The following is a 21,073-nucleotide window of genomic DNA, read 5'->3' as shown; positions in this document are numbered from 1 at the left end:
TATGTCAGATAATGAATATAAACCTGACGTGGATGAGCAAAACGAAGCTCAAGAGAACGATAGAACTGACCAAGAAGACTTGTTTATGGATATGTTGGATAGTACCGGTATTCCAGACAAGGAACTAGGACGGACTACCGTTTTAGAACTGATTGCACCCGACTATATCGGCTTTGATTCAACTGAAGAAGATTTTGTTGTTGTTAAAGAAACACCGGCAAAACGTTATTTTGCCATGGATGCTTTTGCAAGTCCTAAATCGTTTCCAGCACGTTTGACTGCTGATATTTTTCCGGAAATACAATCTTTGGGTTATGGCATTAGTATGTCGATTCATCCTGTGTCTAATCAGTTTGCTAGGCGTACTTTAAAGTCAGAACGAACAACAGCGAAGGTCCAAGCCATTAAGGAAGCCGAGAAAGGCTTAGACGCTAATGGAAATGATACAGAACGATTAGTAAATAACATTGATGCGATGATGCAGGAACTGGAAAGTGGAACTAATCGTATTTTTGATGTTAGTTTGAATTTCCAATCGGTTGGGAAGAACACCCGTGAAACAAGAATCCTCATGCGCAAGTTGGAGAAGATACTTAGTGATAGGAATATTATTCTAAAAGGCTATGAAATGAACCTAGGGACCGGTTTTAAAGCCTCAGCACCGGTTATGTTGGAAATGGATGAAAATGAGCCTACATATCGTCGTTTGGATTTGACTGCATTATCTGTTCTAGATATGGGACGTTTGGATAGCGGTGCTGGAGATGGGGGCATCATTGTTGGTATTAGTTTAGCTGTACCCAGTGAACCGTTAGTTCATCAATCCGTGTTTGGTCCAGAAAACGAGAACTATAATGTTGCGACAATTGGACCGCCCGGGTCTGGTAAGTCTTTGTACATGAAGTTAAAGATGCGTCGAAACTACTTACTGACAAACGAAGCTGGCATGGTTATCGATAGTGTTGGTGAATATGTGCATACTGCACGGTCAGTAGGCGCGCGTGTTGTGCGTGTGGATCCATCAGAAGAAGATAGCCGTGAAACTATTAATCCAATTGCTTATCAATTAGTCGAAGAACCTATTGAGCGATATGCTGAGGCTAATGATATGACGGTTGAGGAAGTAGAACGACGCTACAGTACACCAAATGCTGCTAGAAAGATTGTTCCAATTCAATTTATGGATGAAAGCACTGGGGAAACCTTTGTTAAAGAGTTCATCCAAAATTTCGATAAGAAGGGGACTAAGGCGGCGGTTGTAGACTTTATTCAATCACTAGTTATCAATTTAGCGGGTCCAGGGAATGAGCTATCTATTGGTGAAATGACAGCAATTAATACAGCGATGGAAACTTTGTTGAACGAACGTGAAATCCGGAGTAACCCTGATAGTTTGTATCAAAATGACGCAATCATGGTTAATGGAGTGCTCTATGAGCATCCAAAAAAGCCGGAAATTACATTATCTGAATTACATGCGAAGTTGATTGAACAAAACCAAGTTCAAAAAGGATTTGCCGATTCTGATGAGACTGTTTTGAGTAACAATGTGATTCGGATTGAAGAAGCTATCCGGGATAACCTAGATGGCATATTTGATGGTCAAGGCACGATAGACTTTGATAATTTGAGTCAAAACCGCTTGGTAGTGTTTGATATTTCACCGTTAGCTAAAGATGCATCTACTATGCGGGTGGTTGAAAACTTGCTTATGTACAATGTTTGGTATCGATACATTACAGCAGCGAAAAACTCTTATATTCACAAATCTATATATTTAGACGAAGTATTGAAAAATACTGATGACCCAACCTTCATGAAGATGCTTTCAAAGATGATTCGTGAATCTCGTAAGTATGAAGCGGGTATTAATTGGGCTATTCAGGACTATGCAAGCCTGAAAGATAATAAGGCAGCCCAAGGGCTACTTGTGAATACCGGACAATATGTACTCTTTAAGACTGCCGAAGCTGAAACTAGTTTGCTACAACAAGAAATTGGGATTAGCGAAGGTGTTACTGAGTTTTTGAGTTCTGGTCAGGAACCAGGGACAGGTGTGCTTATTTCTGGATCAGGCCGTACGGTACCTTTTAAAACTAACCCGACAGCTGAAGAACTGAAAATCTTTGAATCTAATGAGGGAAGGAGAGATAGTTCCGATGAAATGGATCAAGAAGCGTTCTAAGCCAATCATTATCACTATTGTGATATTAATCGTTTGTTTGGTTGGGTTTTTCATGGGGGTGTCTAATAACGCGAAAAAAGCCAATAATCAGGTTTCAGAGGTCAGCACAGAGAATTTAAATAAAGTGCCTGATAAACAACGTAAACCTGCAGAAGAGTTTATTACAACTACTAACCAGTTAATTCATAAAGGAAATTTTGGTATTAACAGCGATGCACAGTTCGGTTTGACATATGTTAAGAAAGAAGATGCCTTTGTAGTCACTATTCCTTATGATAGTCAGAACACTGATATTAGTGTTGAGCAACAGAATAAAATTATGTATAAAACTGCAGAGCTTTTTGTTGATTCGTGGAACTCATATTCAGATGGCATGCCGAAGTATCCAACGCTAATTTTCGCAGATTCTGAAAACCGTGAAATTGGTCATATGAAGCCTAATAGTGAGAGAGTTAAATCAGAATTAGGTGGTGACCAAGGTGAGTAAATCTAAGTTATTGGGGTGGATGCCACTTTTTTTCATTATTCCAATTGTTTTTTCATTGTCATTTATGGCGGGGAATTCAAAAGAACAACCACCAGTTGAAGCGACGACAACTGTTTCAATGCAAGAGGCAGCCATGCCTGTTCCACCTGTTGGTTATCATCCAATAACGCCTTTGGGACAGGCAGGTAAATATATTATTCAGGGTTCAAAGTTAGTAAAGCCTCTTGGTGAAGTGACTTGGTCTCAACTTAAGGGCGGAGTTTCTAATTTGAACGCGAAGATGCAACCAGAAGCTCAAAAGCTCAAAGGCAATATTGAGATTAATTCCAAGAGACGACAGGCCAAGCATGCCGAGCAACTTTGGGATAAGAAGAAGGCAAAAAAGCTAAATGATGAAGCTGATAAGCTAGAAAAGAAGACCAAGGATAAATATAAGGACGATAAGAAAAAGAGCGATAAGAAGGTAAAAGAAAATAAAAAGAAAACCAAAAAAGAAACAGATAAAGCTGTTAAGGAATTGAAAGGGGCCTGGAAGTTTGATTTACCAGACCCCGTACAAAATATCATGAAAGGTGTTCTTGGGTTTTATTTACCGGGGATGTCTAACGTCAATGGCTTTTTGAGTTTCTTTAGTGTTAGTAAGATTATTTATCTTAGTGATTATATATCCACGAAAGACGGCGGTTTGGATGCTGTAGATAAGCTTACAGCTGACCCATTTATCACAATATTTGGGCCTTTGGGGCAGAAAGATCTAGTTAAATCTTATGGCCAATTAACGTCTAAATTTGTTGCGGGTATTACCCCGCTAGCGGGAACAGTTCTGGCTATTATTATCTTTATTCAAGGTTACCAATTGATAAAGAGTGGAATCATCAATAGTCCGAAGGATAAAGGCGAGTTCTTAGATAACGCTTATTATAGTTTGATAATGATTGTTGCCACTTATTTCTATCAGCCAATAATGTTTTGTTGTATTCGTATTCAGGCAATTCTGTTTGTGTTTGTGCTTGATTTGATGAAGACAATAGATGTAGGCAAGGGTAATCTATTGGATGCAGCGCAACATGTTTTGTCGGGTACCTCATTGTGGAAGATTATGTTCAATACCGATGGTTTCCCTGAGGTCAATGTGGGTGGAATCATTATCCTTATTGCAATCTTCCTAGTTGTGTTGGGGCTTATTGCATCTATTTATTTCCAGTTTTTGGCGCGTGCAATCACCTTTATCTGGTTGTACTCAATTGGACCAATCATGTTGTCTTTGGCAGGACTGAATATGAGTAGAGGTCGAACTGGAGCATGGATCAAGGAGATGGCCGGAACATTGCTTTTCCAAACAGTTCAAGCTTTGGGATTTGGAATAGTAGTCATCTTGATTGAAGGTGTAACTACCGCAAAGGTAAATGGATTTGTTGGTGGCATTATCATCATCTTTGCTTTGTTCGTATATAAGCCCATTATCTCAAGTATTCAAGAGTTAATTGGATTGCCATCTGGAGTGATGAATCAAGCATATTCCAAGGGTTCTCAGTCACTTATGGTTACTGGTTTAGCGGCTGCTGCTGCAGGTGCAGCGGTTGCAACTGGCGGTCTTTCTCTTGCAGCCTCTGGTGGAGGAGGATTAGCGGCCGCTGGTGCTGGAAAAGGCACGGCAGGTATCCTGGCAAAGGGAACAATGAAGACTGGAATGAAGTCATTAGGCGCAGCCATTAAAGATCCTAAAAAGGCCAGCCAAAAAGTTGGTATGATGACGCGCAGTAAGTTACAGGATTTGCAATCTGATTCTGCTAAAGAAAGAAGAGCTGAAGCCTTTAAGAAGGCAGGGAATGGCTTAAAGAAGACCAAGGATGCGATGCGTGATAGTGGCGCAATTGACGCTTTAGGTACATTTGCTCTGACAGCACTTGGTAGTGGTGATTCAAGGCTTGCAGGGGCTTATATGGGCCATAAGATGATGAAACGACGAAATGGTAACACGAGTCCGTTTAATCGCTACCGTGATAAGAATTCAGGCTATGGTGGATATGATAAGAGTATTGAAGATCAAAAATGGGATGATATTGTTCCTAAAGATGATGAGAAGCCTTTCAATCCAATCAATAAAGACATTCCTAATCAAGAAAAGGATGCCGTTAATGCTGATGATTTGTTGAAATCATACTTAAACAAGTCATCAGTGCAAAATAATCCGCCTGAACCTGGCATGCAAGACCCTGGTTATTTTGATTCATTAGTAGAACAAACTGAACCACCTGCTGATAACTGGGTCAAAACAGAAATATCAAGACCTGTTCCAACTCAATTAGGCATGGGAAACATTGCTGATTTTGCTGGCCAGAATGGCAAGCTTATGGCTGTCCAGACTAATCAAGGAACACAGTTGGTAGGTGAAGACAGTAGCAGTGTTCTACAACCACTTTCACGTATGGGAAAAGGAAATCCAGGCCTAGAAAATGGAGAGACAATTATTCAACCGTTGGCTTACCATCCTGAGACTGGTGTTCAAATACCAACCGTAGCAGATGGGTCGCCAGCAGTGGCTAAGTTCTATTCACCTACAGTTGGTGGTAGTGCGAATGCAACACGACCATTAGGAAATTCAGAGATGTTTAACGCATTGTTGGATAGCACAGATATACCATCGGCTGCTTATACCCCGGTTGGCGCGTCTGTAGACAATGGATCTCTTTCATTTAACAACATCCAACAGGTACAGGACAATTTCGATGACTTTGGTATGCGTTTCACAGAGGCTGGTTCCTATGTTTATGGTAAGAATCACGCGACTGGACAAGTTCAACGCTTGTCACCCGTCATGTATACGATGCCAGATTTTCATGAATATGGTGAAGAGCTAGATGTTCCACTTAATATTGGAGACTCTAACTTCCGCCTAGACTTGAGCCGGCCAACTAAGCTTGATAATCATGATTTGTCATTAGGAAATGACGGCCCTCTACAGAATTATGTTAAAGGACTTTCTAGCGATATTTCGGGTGAATTTAGCATACCGATTGATGATAGTATTTCTGGATTTACGTTACGTGATATCAAGCGTGATATTGAGCCGTTTCCATCAGGAGATGTTTAATGTCAGTTAGTGAGAATTTAAGATTTATCAATGGAGTAGTCCTTGTGGGCTGTATACTAAGTGTTTTTATTGGTTATTTATTTTTTCACACCGACTTTTATGTTTCAACTGCTTTCCTATTGCTACCAGCAATTAGATATGCTTGTTTTCCATCACAAGTAGATGGTTCAAGTGAATTTGCTATCTTGGTTAGAGACAAGCTGGACACTAACTTTAATGTTTATTCTGTGTTTGATTCATTTCTTGCATTTAGAGTTGCGAAGTTTTTTAAAGTTTTCCTCAGAACAGTCTTAGCCTTAGTTTTTGGTGGATATGCCTTGTTCTTACTTGATATCTATAATACGTTGGTCAATATTTATAAGCGCTGGATCCACAAAGATATACAGCCGACCTTTATTGAGGCCAAGAAAATAAATGATGACTTTAAATCAACCGATGGGGATGTAATCAATCAAATGATGAGTTTGCATCACGAAATTATGGACCATAATAAATAAAAGGCAGGGCCAATATTGGCCCTGCCTTTTTACATAGACATCGATGCAATTGCAGAAAGGATTATGTTGTTGTAAGTGAATGCCTGATTTTCCGTTTGTAAGACATCAAATGTGGTTGGTTCTAATTGGCTAGAATCGATGTTTAAGTCGTTTGAAACGAACATAGGATAATCATTAAGGATAATTGCATCTTTGGACTGAGCGATAGTATTTAGTAGTTTTTTGATAGCATCAGGTTCCTGGAAGATAGTGTGAATTGAAGCGTTTTCCGTGGGGTTAATGATCATCGATGCTGATTGAGGGTCCAAAGGTGATTGAATCGTCTTTGAAAGGGTTTCATTGATTGCTTTAAATACTTTTTCTGTGTTGGTTTCGTCTTGTTTGCGTACCAAGTCTGACTGAATGAGAGCACTGATACTGTCCATTGTTTGCAACAATGAGAGTAGTTGAAGATACATCAATTTTAAAGACTCATCTAGCATATTAAAGTCAATCAAATTTGAACGTAGGTAAACACTGCCATCGCGCCGTGTGAAATCTGTTAACGCAGAAACTATGAGTTTACTGATTGTTTCTTTGTTTTCACGTACAAATTGGTTTTGGATGCTGTCCAGTTGACCTTCCTCATTCCAAAAGTCTTCACGTGATACGACAGGCTCAACTAGTGGGAATAGGATAGTCTTGCCCTTTTCATTTTTTTCATTAATCGGTTTAACGAATATGGAATTTTGAATAGCGTCCAACATGATTTGGAAGACTTCAAAGGTTCCCATTGCCTTAGCGTAGGTCAACGAAGTAGGCATAAGATTATTCTTAAAGATGTAGTCAGAGCTTTTGTTAATCGCACCCAATTCATATTCACTGTCAGTTGAGGCAATAATTTGTTTCAAACCATCTTTTAGAAACTTTAGTTGCTTGTCAGCATTAAATTTATCTAGCAACGCGTGTAGTTTTGAATCTAGAGTCGAAGCATATAGCCCTGGCATCATGGGTTGGAATTTTTGGATGGAATCGTTCATTAGGAAGTCCTTTCTTTAACGCGCGGTTGTAGATTCGTACAGCTTGGTGATGTTTAGATCACTAATGTCCGCACGGTTTAGTAGATTAATGGTTAATGCACGTATTGATGCATCCCCATTCTGGTTAATCATCTCATCAATATTTAGGTCACCAAATTGTGTAGTGAGATACTTGTTGATTTTGTATCTTGATAGACCCAAGGCCTCAGAAATTTCCTTGATAGAGAAGTTGAATGTAAGTAGGCCAAGAATAGATTGAGCGATTTGTTCGTCAGAATCTTTTTCTAAATCAATTGCGACAACTAGGTTATCTAGTGAGGGGTCGTTCTTATGGGCCATCATGTCCGCGTTGTGGTTGATTTGAGCACGAACCTTTAGTGTTTTAAAATTGGCCAAAATATTGAGTGACTTGAAGTCTCTAGTTACTAAATCAGGTGAGTAGTACTGCATAAGACGTTTTTTGTCCTTAGCCTCAAACATACTAAAAGGATCTAGGTACGCCTCTTCATTCACACGGTGAGAATGATCATCATTATCAACGTATACATATGAGAAGTGTGGCCAAAAGCTAAGGTTAACGGTAGAGAAGCTAAAGCTAACGATGTCTACTTTTTCTTCTAGCGTTAGCAGTTGCTCATCGTGATTAACACGGTACTTTTCATCGTTGCAGTAAAAGAGTTGAGTAACATCAAGTGCAGCTTGTGTCATCGCAAATACAGCACGTGAGAGGTATTGTTCTACCGCTGAATGGTTATCGTTTGATAGAACGATACCTGTATAGCCAGCAAGAGCATATTTGACTAAATTAAACATCTCTTGGTAGAACTCTCTGTTACGTCGTGCGAAATAGCTGAGTTCATAAGAGATATCGAAGAATTCGTCAAAAGACATATTAACGATATCTGGGTCGAAGATGATTTGACCTTCAAAGGTGATGTCCTGTACGTAATCACGCAATTTAATGGCCAAATATTCCATCATAAGGTTTAAATCAGTCGCACAGAAGTAAAAGCCGTTGATGGGCAGATAACTACTAGTGTCTTGTGTCACGTCATTTAAGAAGTTAAGCGTCATCTCCTGATTGGTGACCATTGAACGTGAGGTCTTAAGAATTTGAGTAGACAGTTCTCTTTCAAACTTTAACTTTGCTTGATAGCTGACGTGATTAAAGAAGTCTGTGAAGCTAGACAGTACATTTCCAATAACAATTTTGGTAGAAGCGATCGGTAGCCCAGGCACGTTATCAAGTCTTGGCGTATATGTAATTTGTTGGAAGACGCTTTTACCGTATTGCATTGTTGTCAGTACCTTTCTATTGCTGATTGGGATTATTTATTTTCGACGTATTTGATGAATCCCTGAAGCATTTCATCAGTTATCGGATCAGTGGAACAGATGTATTTTCGAGACCAAACACCGCCACGCTTGTTAAGTTGCATGTTCTGATTGTTCATTTCCATTGTAGCGCGACGTAGAAGCGCCCAAATAAATGTTTGAGGTGATGTCGTTTCAGGCATCTGAGCAGAAAATGTCACGTAGTTGGTGTGAGGAATTACAGGTGATAATAAAGAACCGTGTATTTCCTTTGCAGCCTCTTGAAATATGTCTGTGAGTTCATTACCTAGTGAAGGTAACTTATCGATGCGTGTACCTCTAGAAGTAGCAGCAACGAAATTCAATTCAATGTTTGCGGCATAAGCCAGTGATTTTTCCTTTTTTGTGGTAGCCATTGACGGCCTCCTTATCTAACATATATAATTTTACCACATTATTACCGAATAAGGTAACTTATTCGGCAGAAAGTGAGGTGTTTTTTGATTAACCATACTTTTCGTCATGTACCCATATACTAATAGGTGCGAGGTATAAGACATGACGGAAAATAATAATGTATTCAAAAGTAAGTTTAAAGCATCTATAAAACTGATACCAGTATTAGTATTGTCTGCAAGTTCTGCATTCTTAGTCTATCAGATGAATGATGGTATGCCACTATCTGCTTTGAAAGCTAGTGATATCCAATTTCAAAAGAATGTACAAACTAAACGGGTGTTAAGTGATCAAGATGCTAGGAACAAGGGAATTAAGCCTGTATACCGTAGTGAGAAGTTGCGTACTTATCGTAGTTTTGATGAGATTCAACAAGCTGTTAATCAAGTTGACCCAGCAAACGTTGGTTCAGTTGGGACGATATATTATCCTGCAGCGGGTGTACAGCAACCGTTATATCAAGGGGTAAGTGAAGATACACTTGCACTTGGTGCAGGTACAGGTAAGCCCAATATGAAGCCTGGAAAAGGCAATTATGTTGCTGAGGCACATAATGCGATGACTTCTTCTAACGTGAATGATCATAATCTGTGGTTTTCAAATCTACAAGGCTTTGCATTTCAGAAGAACCAGCCCGTTTATTTGATAATCGGGGATGAAGCCTATGTGTATAAATCAGTAGCTAGGCGTGTAGTTGATGAACATGATGTCTATCTAGTAGGTGATTTAAAGAAGAAAGACAAAGATGGTAATTATGTTTATGACTACCTAGGCTCAGAGGTAAAAAACAAAGAGAACATTTATAAGGTGACAGGCGGGAAGCCTTTGTTAACTTTGCAAACCTGTTACATCCCCGTTGACCATATCAATAGTGATGATACGACTAACATTACGCAACGAGTGATACTACAAGCAGCCTATGCTGGTAAGACAACTGTTGATAGTTTGGGATTGCCTAGGGAAGAAGTTAATCAAATTAGGACTCAGAACAAGATAGATCAACCCGATACAGCGTATGACGTTGTTAATCAGCCTAAACAAGCCAAAGAAGTAAAACCTGACATAACTGATATTGCTAAGCGTTTTTGGACACAGACAGCAGGTAAGTGGGCAGTGGCCACATTTGTCCTGGTGTTTATGGTGCTAGAACTTATTATGCATTTGCCCCGGAAGAATAAATAGGGGGATATGTAATGAGTTCTAAAAAGAAGTCAAATCCTTTATTAAAGATAGTTCTTTGGGTTGTGGCGTTTTTGGTAGTGTTTGCTTTCTCTGTGCCGATAGCAATGCCTTTGTTTAATCAGTCTAGTTATTGTGATACTTCTGATGGGCAGGACCCAACATCGTCTATAGGTGGAGGTAAAGCAGCCGGTGGTGCAAATGGTAGTTGGACCAAAAAGGGTACGAAACCATATAACAATGCCAAAGAATTAGCCGAAATCTGGGTGTCCTTTGGTGTTGGTGGACAGGCTGTTGCTGGAATTGGAGGTAATGCTGGTCATGAATCAGGTTCCTCTTTTAACCCAGCTGTTACGGGTGGTAACTATGACTACTTTAACGCTGATGAAAATACTAGGCCAGTTGCGCAGAGTGCTAATGAATCAGCCGGTGGAGGTAAAGGTGTATTTCAATTCACACCCTACACAAAGTTTGCGCCTCTTGGAAGTAAGAAGTGGTTAAGCATGTCAGCACAATCAAAGTTCATTATGAATCAGATTAAAGAGTCAGGTATGCGATTGCCGATTGGGCAGAGACGCTCTTTCGATACATTTAAGAAAATGTCAATTAAGGATGCAACAATGGCTTGGCTTGAAGACTATGAACAAGGTAGTGGTGCAAGATTTGATGCGCTACCTCAGCGTTTAGCTATTGCAAATAAGTTTTACACATTGTTTAGTTTGAAGGATAAGAAAGCTAGTTCTACTATCAAGAGCGCAGCCGATGGCGCACAAGAGTCTGAAAACCAAGGTTGTCCGACTGATGGAGATGACGAAGGAGGATCAGGAGATGTATCTAGTGCTAAAGGCGTGAAGAATCCTATTTTGGCCAAGGCTGTCGGATGGGGCTTAACCCGTTTGAATAAAGGAATCACTTATTCAATGGCCGCGCGTTGGGGTTCTAGTTCTTATGACTGTTCAGGATATGTCTTAACGGCTCTTGAAAAGGCAGGGATGAAGAATGCTAAGTCTGCTGGTAATACAGTGGGGATGTTGCAAAATTCAAATGCGCTTGGCCAAAATGGTAAGATGTTCAAGCAGGTTTCTTTGAAGACTGCAAAGAAGGGAACTATCGTGGTTACCGGTGGCCTTGCTGGTGCAGGTGCTGGAGGACATACTTTCTTCTTGATGGAAGATTATCATGGGAAGTCTACCAAGGTACTTGAATGTACGGCAGCGTTTAACGGAATTGCCAATAAGAATACGTTCCAATATGCAGCGATTAACGGTTCGCCAATTGCATTGGAACCTAGATAAAAGGAGAACACATGAAAGAGTTTAATAGACTTAAATACTATGTCGTTATTGCTGTGTGTTTAATCTTTACATGTATGATGTTGTTATCAATGCGTAGTGACCAAAAAGAGCATGAGAAGTTGAATGACCAGCTGGGCAATAAATATCAACGGTTTACTAAGATGAGCAAGATGGTTAACCGTGGTCAAGATATCAAAGCTAGTGAGATGAATCATAAATCTATTGAGGTCGATTTAAAAGTTGGTGAATTAAAAGATCTGGTGGATCAAGCAGCAAAGATTGACCAGGGTGCCCCGGATGAAAAGCAGTCAAAAACGTTAGATGATATTCAAACGAAGTATTTGCACTTGTTCAATAAAGCTAGTCAAAATAAGACCATGCCTGTCTGGTACACAAAGGCGTATAAGCAGAGCTTGGAGATTGGTTATCCAAGTGTGATTAAGCCAACTGATAAGACGGTTAACATCCCCTTCAAGGTCAAAACAAAAGGTACACAAGATTATGTGATGCATATTGTGACCTATTCATTTGAGAAACATAAGTTTGTTGAGGATAGATTGCTAAATATAAAGCACGATGATGAGGAGGCTGAAGATGAAGAATAAAACTAGTGATAAGTTCTTATTAGTTCTTTCTGTCTTGATGGTCTTTATTGCTGTACTAGTCTTTATTGCCTGGATGACTAACGGGGTGCAAATGCGACATGAAATCAAATCTATGCGTCGTGATATTAAGGCATATCAGAAGTCCATTGATAAGATGGAAAGGGATGCAAACAAGAGTCTATATCTTGAGGGAAACCGGTTAGATGCCAAAAAAACGTCAGAAGTAAACGCTGATATAAAGGCAATGCACCTAAAGGATAACTGGAGTAATTCTAAAGAATATAACCGCAACCGGCAGAAAGCAAAAACGTTCATCACTGACAAGCAATATTTTGAAGATATTAACGACCCAGATAAAGATGACCAGGGTGAATCAGTTATCGATGGGATGGAGTTGAAGAGTGAATCATCTAAGGCAGATGTATTCGGTACAGGAGAGCCCAATGAGTGGTTAATCTATACTGAGACCTTGAACAATGGAAACCTAGGTGAAATGTTGAATGACGAAGGGCATAATTCTCAGGCTCTCTATCAAACGAAGAATGATGACCAAAAAATCAATCATATTGAATACCTTGGAGACGTCGTAAAGTCTGTTAATTCTAATTAGCTAAAAAATTCAAAAAAATAGCATGAAGCATTAGAGGAAAATGAGGTTCTCTAATGCTTTTTTATTGTTGATTTACCTCAAGTGCGTGTTTTGTTGAATAAATACAAAAAACAAGAGTAGTTATCTAAAAGAGGTGTTGAAGTATTGGTGTATAGCCAAAAGAAATTTTTATGAATTTTTGCTAGAACGACCAGAACTAAATTATTGCGCGTAAATAATAGGGGTGCATTTTAGTTTTTCAAAATAGCGCACAAAAATAGCGCTTTCAGGGGTTTTATGAGAACTAAAACAAAAAAATAGCGCACGATAATTGCTGTAAAATAAAAAAACAGATAGTAGTGTGGAGGAAAGTTATGGGACGCCAGTATAAGGTTATGGGTCTAGCCCGTAAAAACGATGTAACGCCATCGCAAATGTTGGCCTACATTCAGAAGCAATTCCCGGATATGCAAATTCGTGAACGAGAGAACGGAGAAGATCACTTTGTTCATGTAAAAGATTGGACAGTTAAGACAACCATCCCCGGTTATCGCGTCACAGAGATTCAAAAGGACATTGATACCTCAAGGGATTGGGAAAATGAGTATACAAAGGTTCCTAGTGACCACTTTATCTTAGGGGAAAACTTCAATATGTCAGTTCGGCATGCTTGTATGCGGTCGGTTTCAGAGATATACGATAATTCAGACGGAGCAAATGTGTTCATGCCATCTGGATTGTTTGTCACGACGAAGCTGGATTTGTACAAGGTATCAAAGATGGTATGGGAAATCAGTAATAAGCGTCGGGATTTTAGAAGTAATTTCATTCAACCTGGGGAGCTTAAGGGGACAATGGATTATTTGTGGGCCCAAGTAGCTGATAGTACTGAAGTGAACTTGCCTGTTGGCGATAAGTTCTCTAAATACAAGCATCCAGTCCAGTACTTTGAAACCCTGTACATTACGTTGGATTTGCGCTTGCTGTTCTCTAAGGAGTTTATCCGTTTCATTCATTGTGTGAAGTTCGATGAAAATGATGTTGGATTCAATATCGCGGATGATGAAAAGTCCTTCACAGTACGTCTGTATAAAGTATCAGTCCCTCAAGACCTAAACATTCAGGACTATCGTGCGGTATATGAAGTCTTGTTGGTAGGCAGTGGTATTGATAGTGAAAGCATCGTCAGGCTACAAGGAAAGAAGCCTGAGGACCACTACAACCAAATAATTGTAGAAACATTCAACAATTATTTGGGATTGAGTGACCTAGACTACGCGGCTTTGAATCATGCAGCCTCTATCGCAAATACTAGTCCTGAGAAGCTCTTACATGCGACGCTCATGTTTATTCGAGATACCTGGCATAAGAGTAGTGAGGCTGAACGTGAGCTATTTGGAAATCCTGATGCTGATCCAGAAGAGGTTGCTGATAAGTTAGCCAAAGCGGCGATTGATTTGTATGAAGGCGTTTATAAAGTATTGGAGTAATAAGTATGGCTAAACAAGTAAAAGTCGTGCGTAAAGGCAATAATAAATCTGATAAAGATAAGAACTCAGGTGTCAATGCCGATACCAGACGACGTAGTAATAAAAAATCGGCCCCAAAACGGCAAGGGACCACAAAGTTCGACAATATAGTAGCGAAAGTTATGACTTACTATCATCGGAATCGTGCATTTGTTTCGATTCTTGTTGGTTTGGTAGTCGCACTGTTCATTGTACTGATGCTAGGGGCCTTTGCTAGTAATGTAGGTAAGCCTAATGGAGGGTCTCAAACTGAATTTAAAAAGGCCAAGGATGATAATGCCATTCAACCTAACCAAGGTGTTACCGGTGTTTCACAGGTAGATGGAAAGTCAAAATCAAGCACTGTTTCTGACTCAGACTCAATGTTAAAGAGCCATGTTGATGTTGATGAAGAAGATAGCTCAACAAGCAGCAAGTCTAAAGACTCAGACAGCTCAAAGGGCAAGGATGACGACATCCCCGAAGCAAAGACTAATGATAAGAAGAAGTCAGCACGAGTAGATGCAGACAAGCGTTTTAAGTCACGGGATGAAGCTAATAAGTACATTGAAGACAACAAGAATGAAATTCATGATGCTGGATACAAGAAAGTAAGTGTCGTAAAGCATGAGGGAAGTAGCACTTATTTCATGAATGAATATCAGAAATAGTAGGTGGAGCTAGTAGATGGAAGGTTATACAAGTAATTATGCAAAGGTAGTATTTAGGGATGCCTTTACTGAGGAAGTCATTTCGGCAGAAAATGACATTCAGGTGCCATATACATATGGGGCTAATGTTGATATTCCAGGAAATGTTTTTCCGGCTGGGTATCAATCTGATCCAGAGCGTTCGGTAGTACGTTTAAAGGATAGTGGTTATGAAATTTCGGTGTATTTGAGTCCGAGAATTTGGCAATTTGCACCGATTCAGCCACGCGACCTTATGGGCATCGATTTAGATAAATACCGGGTCGAGTTGGATAAATGCAGTATTGGGGAATTTGAATTGCAAAAGGCAGCACACGAGAACAAGACATTGATTGCGCTATCATCTTCTGATTCTGTATACGCCATTCCTTTGGTGTTAATTGAGGGGATGCATAAGCAAGAAGTTGATCCAACAGTACAGCCGGTACAAGCGCCAGCTAGTGTTTCAGACACAAGCGATGTCTATGCACCAAAGGTCCCAAAGAACAATGATATGGATAAAATTGCCCAGAAATTAGATAAGATTGGACAACAACCTGCACGAAAAGTAGTGAAAAAAAGGAAGGTAAAGTAATATGAGAGCAACAGAATTTTTAGACGTGATTAAAGATAAAGTGTCATCACGCCCCCCAATGAATGAGCCTACAGAAGTCCGCTTGTTTGAAAGAGTAAATCAACGTAACGGTTCTTCTGATTTGGTGCGAGTTGAGGTTCCACAAGAGAAAAAGACAATTTATGATCCTACTAAAGATGAAGGGATGGAGCCATCTGATTATATTCCTGATGATTATGAGGAAGAAGATCCAGATGCTGATTTTGAGATTGAAGATGGATATATCGATATTATCGTTAAGAAATCTTCTCATATGGTTAAACCTAATTCTGAGCCAAAGACTTTGGATGATTTAGTACAAGAGACGGCTACTACACCGCAACCAGCACAGGTTCAAACGACACCTCAGGAAGTACCTGCACAAGCTGTTGATTATAATGCTCAACCAGATGCGCAACAGTATGAGGCACCTACTCAACCAGAAATGCCAGTAGAGCACACATCCCCGGTTTCTTATCAAGAAAACATGTCAGATGAAGTGATTTTGGCAGTTTTTGATGTCACAACAGCAACCAATGAAGAGAGTTTCAGTAAAGCTATTTCTATTGATGATTTGTCGGTAGACCAAATTGTGCAATTAGTCCAAGATGATGATGACTTCATTGTCCTTAATGATAAGGCGCTATTGGATCAAGCATGCCAGAATGCTGAACCAGAAGAAACTATTTGCCTATTTATCATGCGAAAGTCTCAAGCGCCTGCTGAATTAATCCCAGAGCCTGTGGTTAAGCCTGTTTATGTACCTAAGGAACAACCGGAACAAGATCCAATGCCACAAGCACAAAATGTAGTACCTAATGAAGCTGTACAAGACATGAGTCAACAAAAAGCAAATCCTACCTCTCAGCAAGCGGTAAAGAAGCAAGCTCAAAGTAAGAATACTAAGACTCAAAATACAAAAGCTATTAATCCTGAAAAGAATGAAAATTCAACGTCAACCCCAGCAAAGCCTGCTGTAAAGCGACGTAAGGCCCGAAAAATTAGTTAAATGATGACCACCCGATTGCCGGAATTTTGGCAAAAAGGTGGTTTTTTTGATTTACCATAAAATTTTCAGTCTTGTTTTAGAATTAAAAACATAAATGAAAAGGAGAAATCTTATGAGTAATAAGAATGGGTCTACTACAAAAGACTTTGACACAGCTACGATAAAACGGCGCATTTCTGGTGGAGCTTTGGCTGCAGGAGCATTAGTTACTGGAGTTTATAACTCTCAACAAAGCGCTGACGCCGCTACAATCGATATGGGGTCAATGAAGACGACTGATAAGTCTGTTGGTTCTACGGAAGGCTTGCCAAGCCAAGGAAGTATCACATTAAGTGGGGATGTCATCGGATTTAACTTCAAGGGTAAGCAAGAAGTTACTAAGATGATGCACTTGAACGGTAACATTGCATACTGTTTGGAACTTTCTGCTCAAAATCCTGATGGTGTTGGATTTAAGCCTGGTGGTTCTGCATCAGACAAATCAAACGCTGCTATCTTCCAAGCAATTAACTTGGGATACCCTAACAAGAAGGGTTCTGACTATGGTGTTACAGATACACAACTTTATGCTGCAACACAAGGATTGGTTTGGATTCTATCTGACTCACGTGGATCAGCACAAGTTACTAACCGTAATTTGAAGTTTGATGACCCTAAGGTTGAAGCTTTGATTGATAAGCTTTTGCCACAAATCAAGACTGGTATTACATCTGACCAAGCTATTAAGCTCTTCCAAGACAGCATTACTGCCTCAGAAGCAGACCAAAAGAAGGCTCTTGAAGAAATGAATGCTAAGGCTAAGAAGGATGCTGAGGATGATGTAGAACGTTCATTGAATGCACAATCAAAAACTTTGATTGATAGCATTAAGTACAATGTTGAACGCATCAAGAACAACAACAAGCCTAGTGCTAACGATGGTTTGGGTCATGATGAATACGACAACCATGATTATAAGAATGGTAGCCACACATCATCATACAAGATTAACTACTCTGCAAATTCTGCATTGAAGTTGTCACCAACATCAAAGATCACATTTGATAAGGCTTTGCCTGCAGGTTCTGAAGTTGTTCAAAACGGTAAGAAGTTGTCATCATCTGATAACAAGACTTACACGGTTAACAACAATGCTAACTTTGAAGTTAAGACACCATTTAGCAATGATGCTGGTAAGTACACATTTACTGCAGAACCATCACAAAACGCTACTGGTAAGGTATCAGCTACTTCTGAGAAGACTGGTAAGGATTATACAAAGCGTTTGCCAGGTAAGGAAGCATCATGGATGGGTATCCAAAGTTATGAAGCTACTGGCCCTTCTAAGTACCCTGATGGTCAAGCAACTATCCAACGTCCACAAGACATCATGGCTGCCGTTAAGCACACGACGACTGGTAAGCCTATCGATATCGTTGGTAAGGGTAAGGCTAGCGGAACTAAGGATATCTCTGTTTCTTCGAAGGGCAATGCCGTATTCCAATATGAAAAGATGTTTGGGGTTCCTACTCTTCGTAAGGTCGACCAAGATGGTAAGCCTTTGAAGAATACTCTCTTCCAATTGTGGACTCTTGATGATAAGGGTGCCATGAAGAAGAAGGTTGGGGAATATGCATCAGATTCTAATGGTTTCATTGTTCCTGGTGCCGATGGTACAACCAATGAAGCAGGTAACAAGGACGTAAGTGCATATGCAAAGCTACCTTTGGGTACTAAGTATGCTTGGAAGGAAATCCAATCAGACGGTAAGCATAAGACTGATACTAACTTGCTACCAGGTACAATTGACCGTCACCACGTATTGTGGGGGGATGTTACAGCACGTGATGACCAGTTCACTTTGGTTTCAGACAAGGCTGTTAACGAACTAGACAAGCCAATCACAGAAGATGCTGGTCTTGAATCAAAGGCCTCATTCGCCAACGGTGCTTTTGAAGCCCCAGCTGGTAAGAACCAACAAATCAAGGACAAGTTGATTGGTAAGTTAGACAAGTCTCTTGTTAACAAGGAACTTACTGTTAAGACAACACTTATGGACAAGTCAACTCGTAAGCCACTTGAAATCGATGGCAAGCCAGTTATTATTACACGTAAGTTCACTCCAAAGACTCAAAACTTGGATTATGAAGCTGTAGTTACAAACCTTGATACTTCAAAGCTTGCTGGTAAGACAATAGTTCTTTATGAAGATATCTTAGATGAAAATGGTAAGACTGTTGGTAAGGAACATGATCTAGGAAATGAAGACCAAACATTGCGTGTTCTTGACAATCCTAAGATTCGTACGGTTGCTACATCTGACAAGGGTGACAAGACTGTAAACCCTCTTAAGAATTCTAAGCTGAACGACCGTGTTGAATACCACAACTTAGTTCCTGGTAAGAAGTATCAACTTAAGGCTGAATTGATGGACACTTTGGCTAACAAGCCATTGATGAACAACGGTAAGCCTGTAGTTGCTACTATTGAATTCGTTGCCGAAAAGGCTGACGGTGTTATCAACGTTCCTGTTAACGTTGACATCTCAAAGCTAGCTGGTAAAAAGACTACATTCTTTGAAACTTTGATTGATGATGGGGATGTTGTTGCTGAGTTCAAGGACATTAAGGACAAGGACGAAACAGTTGATGTTTCAAAGCCTGAAATGGGAACTACTGCTACTGGTCAATCTGGAAACCATGTTGATGAAGTAACTAAGAACGGTACGATTAATGACAACGTTAAGGGGTCAGGAATCCAACCTGGGGATTATGAATTACATGGTACTTTGAAGGACAAGAAGACTGGTAAGGATGTTTTGGACAAGGATGGAAAGCCTGTTCAAAATAGTAAGAATGTTACTGTTTCTAAGGATGGAAAGCTTGATGTTGATCTACCTTTGAAGAACTTTGATGCCTCAAAGCCACGTGAAACTGTTGTCTTTGAAGAATTAACGACTACTGAAGAGAATGGTGGAAAGCAAGTTGTTGCTGAACACAAGGATTTGAAGAGCGCATCTCAAACTGTTGAGTTTAAGGAAGATGCTGAAAACAATCCTGAAACAGCTGTTGCACCAGGAAACCCAGGTGGTGGAAACTCATCACAACCAGGTGGACCTGTAAGCTCATCTGTACCAGGTAGTGGTGTTATGAATAGCACAGCCGCTGCTATTAAGAACCACCCAATTGCATCAACGCTAATTACATTGATTGTTCTTATAGCTAGTGCTGCTGCTCTCACAAAGGACAAGTGGAAGCAATTATTGCCTAACAAGAAACAATAATTCGCATTTGTAATATTTGTGTAATATATTTAGATTAAGGCTGATATGAACGCATTTGTAGCGTCTATGTCAGCCTTTTTTTGCACTAATTTTTTAAAATGAAAGCGAAATCGATGTTTCTGGAATCAATAAACCGTAATATATAAATTGTTCCAAGGGGCAAAACAATTAGATAAATAACAAACACATGGAGGACATTGATATGAAGAATGGAAAGACGATTTTAGCAGCGGGAGCGATTTTGGCAGCGGTAGGTGGAACAGGAGCCTATCAAGTTATTTCTCAAGATAATGGAAACGCTGAAAAAGAAAATAAGCATTTGCGAGTTAAGGCGCCAGGAAAGAAGCAAGATAATTCTTCAAAATCTGATGACAATAAGAATCGTTCAGGTGCAAAAAAGCAATATAAGGACGGTAAGAAATGGGTGAGCCAAGGAGTTGATGATGGTTCAACTGTGGCGGATAATGATCAGGATTTTGACATTCGAGAAACCGCTTTGTATACACCACAAGCTGAAGCACAAGAAAAGTTAGCAAATACTAATTTTGTTTCATTGGCTACTAAGCCAGATACTCAAAAGCAAGTTGCGACAAGTCAAGCTGTGGATCAACCAGCATCATCTGCATATACTGAGTCACAAGCTGTGAGTCAATCAGCTGTTTCTTCACAATTAGTACAAATTACACCAGAGTCAAATGCAAGTTCAGAAGCATTGCCAGAATCAAATACAACACCAGAGTCAAATCCTGGTTCAACTGCATTGCCAGAATCAAATACAACACCAGAGTCAAATCCTGGTTCAACTGCATTGCCAGAATCAAATACAACACCAGAGTCAAATGCAGGTTCAGAAGCATTGCCAGAATCAAATACGACACCAGAGTCAAACCCTGGTTCAGAAGCATTGCCAGAGTCTAATACAACGCCAGAATCAAACCCTGGTTCAGAAGCATTGCCAGAGTCTAATACAACGCCAGAGTCAAATCCTGGTTCAGAAGCATTGCCAGAGTCTAATACAACGCCAGAATCAAACCCTGGTTCAGAAGCATTGCCAGAGTCTAATACAACGCCAGAGTCAAATCCTGGTTCAGAAGCATTGCCAGAGTCTAATACAACGCCAGAATCAAACCCTGGTTCAGAAGCATTGCCAGAGTCTAATACAACGCCAGAGTCAAATCCTGGTTCAGAAGCATTGCCAGAGTCTAATACAACGCCAGAATCAAACCCTCGTTCAGAAGCATTGCCAGAGTCTAATACAACGCCAGAGTCAAA

At 40.0% G+C, this 21,073-nt stretch carries 16 protein-coding genes and 1 pseudogene; 14 read left to right on the top strand and 3 right to left on the bottom strand.

Annotated features, from left to right (window positions below):
- Position 1: 1 nt before the first annotated feature.
- From JOC36_RS07120 to JOC36_RS07105, 4 genes are read left to right on the top strand one after another with little or no spacing between them, the layout of a single operon-like run.
- A complete protein-coding gene (locus JOC36_RS07120) occupies positions 2-2,185 on the top strand; it encodes a hypothetical protein (RefSeq protein WP_205145805.1) in 2,184 nt (727 codons plus the stop codon).
- Positions 2,160-2,672, top strand: coding sequence for a hypothetical protein (locus JOC36_RS07115; protein WP_205145804.1), 513 nt, complete (start codon positions 2,160-2,162; stop codon positions 2,670-2,672). Before JOC36_RS07120 ends, JOC36_RS07115 begins: the two co-directional genes overlap by 26 nt.
- Positions 2,665-5,766, top strand: a complete 3,102-nt coding sequence (locus JOC36_RS07110) for a TrbL/VirB6 family protein (RefSeq protein ID WP_205145803.1) — start codon at positions 2,665-2,667, stop codon at positions 5,764-5,766. Before JOC36_RS07115 ends, JOC36_RS07110 begins: the two co-directional genes overlap by 8 nt.
- On the top strand, positions 5,766-6,263 hold the full coding sequence (locus tag JOC36_RS07105; RefSeq protein WP_205145802.1) for a hypothetical protein: 498 nt from the start codon (positions 5,766-5,768) through the stop codon (positions 6,261-6,263). The genes JOC36_RS07110 and JOC36_RS07105 overlap by 1 nt, the downstream gene beginning before the upstream one ends.
- 29 nt (positions 6,264-6,292) lie before the next feature.
- On the opposite strand, the gene JOC36_RS07100 is transcribed toward JOC36_RS07105, so the two are convergent.
- The 3 genes from JOC36_RS07100 to JOC36_RS07090 are packed head-to-tail and all read right to left on the bottom strand — an operon-like array spanning position 6,293 to position 9,012.
- Positions 6,293-7,282 carry a hypothetical protein gene (locus JOC36_RS07100; protein WP_205145801.1) on the bottom strand — a complete coding sequence of 330 codons (990 nt, stop codon included), beginning with the start codon at positions 7,280-7,282 and terminating at the stop codon, positions 6,293-6,295.
- Between the two features lie 15 nt (positions 7,283-7,297).
- On the bottom strand, positions 7,298-8,578 hold the full coding sequence (locus JOC36_RS07095) for a hypothetical protein (protein WP_205145800.1): 1,281 nt from the start codon (positions 8,576-8,578) through the stop codon (positions 7,298-7,300).
- Between the two features lie 32 nt (positions 8,579-8,610).
- A complete protein-coding gene (locus JOC36_RS07090; protein ID WP_205145799.1) occupies positions 8,611-9,012 on the bottom strand; it encodes a transposase in 402 nt (133 codons plus the stop codon).
- A gap of 142 nt (positions 9,013-9,154) precedes the next feature.
- On the opposite strand from JOC36_RS07090, the gene JOC36_RS07085 reads away from it, so the two are divergent.
- The 10 genes and pseudogenes from JOC36_RS07085 to JOC36_RS07040 form a co-directional block, all read left to right on the top strand.
- The gene (locus tag JOC36_RS07085; protein WP_205145798.1) at positions 9,155-10,234 is read left to right on the top strand and encodes a class A sortase; all 1,080 of its coding nucleotides are present in this window, start codon (positions 9,155-9,157) and stop codon (positions 10,232-10,234) included.
- An 11-nt stretch (positions 10,235-10,245) separates the two neighbouring features.
- Complete coding sequence (locus JOC36_RS07080) at positions 10,246-11,526, top strand: phage tail tip lysozyme (protein ID WP_205145797.1); 1,281 nt, start codon at positions 10,246-10,248, stop codon at positions 11,524-11,526.
- 11 nt (positions 11,527-11,537) lie between these two features.
- Positions 11,538-12,131 carry a hypothetical protein gene (locus JOC36_RS07075; protein WP_205145796.1) on the top strand — a complete coding sequence of 198 codons (594 nt, stop codon included), beginning with the start codon at positions 11,538-11,540 and terminating at the stop codon, positions 12,129-12,131.
- Entirely contained in the window at positions 12,121-12,741 is a 621-nt protein-coding gene (locus JOC36_RS07070) for a hypothetical protein (RefSeq protein WP_205145795.1), read from the top strand. Before JOC36_RS07075 ends, JOC36_RS07070 begins: the two co-directional genes overlap by 11 nt.
- A gap of 353 nt (positions 12,742-13,094) precedes the next feature.
- Complete coding sequence (locus JOC36_RS07065; protein WP_205145794.1) at positions 13,095-14,210, top strand: hypothetical protein; 1,116 nt, start codon at positions 13,095-13,097, stop codon at positions 14,208-14,210.
- A gap of 5 nt (positions 14,211-14,215) precedes the next feature.
- The gene (locus JOC36_RS07060; protein ID WP_205145793.1) at positions 14,216-14,899 is read left to right on the top strand and encodes a hypothetical protein; all 684 of its coding nucleotides are present in this window, start codon (positions 14,216-14,218) and stop codon (positions 14,897-14,899) included.
- A gap of 16 nt (positions 14,900-14,915) precedes the next feature.
- Complete coding sequence (locus tag JOC36_RS07055) at positions 14,916-15,512, top strand: hypothetical protein (RefSeq protein ID WP_205145792.1); 597 nt, start codon at positions 14,916-14,918, stop codon at positions 15,510-15,512.
- Between the two features lies 1 nt (position 15,513).
- A complete protein-coding gene (locus JOC36_RS07050; protein ID WP_205145791.1) occupies positions 15,514-16,539 on the top strand; it encodes a hypothetical protein in 1,026 nt (341 codons plus the stop codon).
- 112 nt (positions 16,540-16,651) lie between these two features.
- Positions 16,652-19,801 carry a VaFE repeat-containing surface-anchored protein gene (locus JOC36_RS07045; RefSeq protein ID WP_205145790.1) on the top strand — a complete coding sequence of 1,050 codons (3,150 nt, stop codon included), beginning with the start codon at positions 16,652-16,654 and terminating at the stop codon, positions 19,799-19,801.
- 202 nt (positions 19,802-20,003) lie between these two features.
- A pseudogene (locus JOC36_RS07040) lies at positions 20,004-21,073 on the top strand (hypothetical protein); the annotation flags it as partial.

Source organism: Weissella uvarum (assembly GCF_016908785.1).
Taxonomy (GTDB): domain Bacteria; phylum Bacillota; class Bacilli; order Lactobacillales; family Lactobacillaceae; genus Weissella; species Weissella uvarum.
Note: the sequence above shows the minus strand (reverse complement) of the source record. Positions and strands in the feature narration are given on the sequence as shown.

Bases quoted from the DNA above. Each gene is read 5' to 3' on its own strand.
- JOC36_RS07120 (WP_205145805.1), top strand. From the start codon at position 2: ATGTCAGATAATGAATATAAACCTGACGTGGATGAGCAAAACGAAGCT.
- JOC36_RS07115 (WP_205145804.1), top strand. From the start codon at position 2,160: ATGAAATGGATCAAGAAGCGTTCTAAGCCAATCATTATCACTATTGTG.
- JOC36_RS07105 (WP_205145802.1), top strand. From the start codon at position 5,766: ATGTCAGTTAGTGAGAATTTAAGATTTATCAATGGAGTAGTCCTTGTG.
- JOC36_RS07100 (WP_205145801.1), bottom strand. From the start codon at position 7,282: ATGAACGATTCCATCCAAAAATTCCAACCCATGATGCCAGGGCTATAT.
- JOC36_RS07095 (WP_205145800.1), bottom strand. From the start codon at position 8,578: ATGCAATACGGTAAAAGCGTCTTCCAACAAATTACATATACGCCAAGA.
- JOC36_RS07090 (WP_205145799.1), bottom strand. From the start codon at position 9,012: ATGGCTACCACAAAAAAGGAAAAATCACTGGCTTATGCCGCAAACATT.
- JOC36_RS07085 (WP_205145798.1), top strand. From the start codon at position 9,155: ATGACGGAAAATAATAATGTATTCAAAAGTAAGTTTAAAGCATCTATA.
- JOC36_RS07080 (WP_205145797.1), top strand. From the start codon at position 10,246: ATGAGTTCTAAAAAGAAGTCAAATCCTTTATTAAAGATAGTTCTTTGG.
- JOC36_RS07075 (WP_205145796.1), top strand. From the start codon at position 11,538: ATGAAAGAGTTTAATAGACTTAAATACTATGTCGTTATTGCTGTGTGT.
- JOC36_RS07070 (WP_205145795.1), top strand. From the start codon at position 12,121: ATGAAGAATAAAACTAGTGATAAGTTCTTATTAGTTCTTTCTGTCTTG.
- JOC36_RS07065 (WP_205145794.1), top strand. From the start codon at position 13,095: ATGGGACGCCAGTATAAGGTTATGGGTCTAGCCCGTAAAAACGATGTA.
- JOC36_RS07060 (WP_205145793.1), top strand. From the start codon at position 14,216: ATGGCTAAACAAGTAAAAGTCGTGCGTAAAGGCAATAATAAATCTGAT.
- JOC36_RS07055 (WP_205145792.1), top strand. From the start codon at position 14,916: ATGGAAGGTTATACAAGTAATTATGCAAAGGTAGTATTTAGGGATGCC.
- JOC36_RS07050 (WP_205145791.1), top strand. From the start codon at position 15,514: ATGAGAGCAACAGAATTTTTAGACGTGATTAAAGATAAAGTGTCATCA.
- JOC36_RS07045 (WP_205145790.1), top strand. From the start codon at position 16,652: ATGAGTAATAAGAATGGGTCTACTACAAAAGACTTTGACACAGCTACG.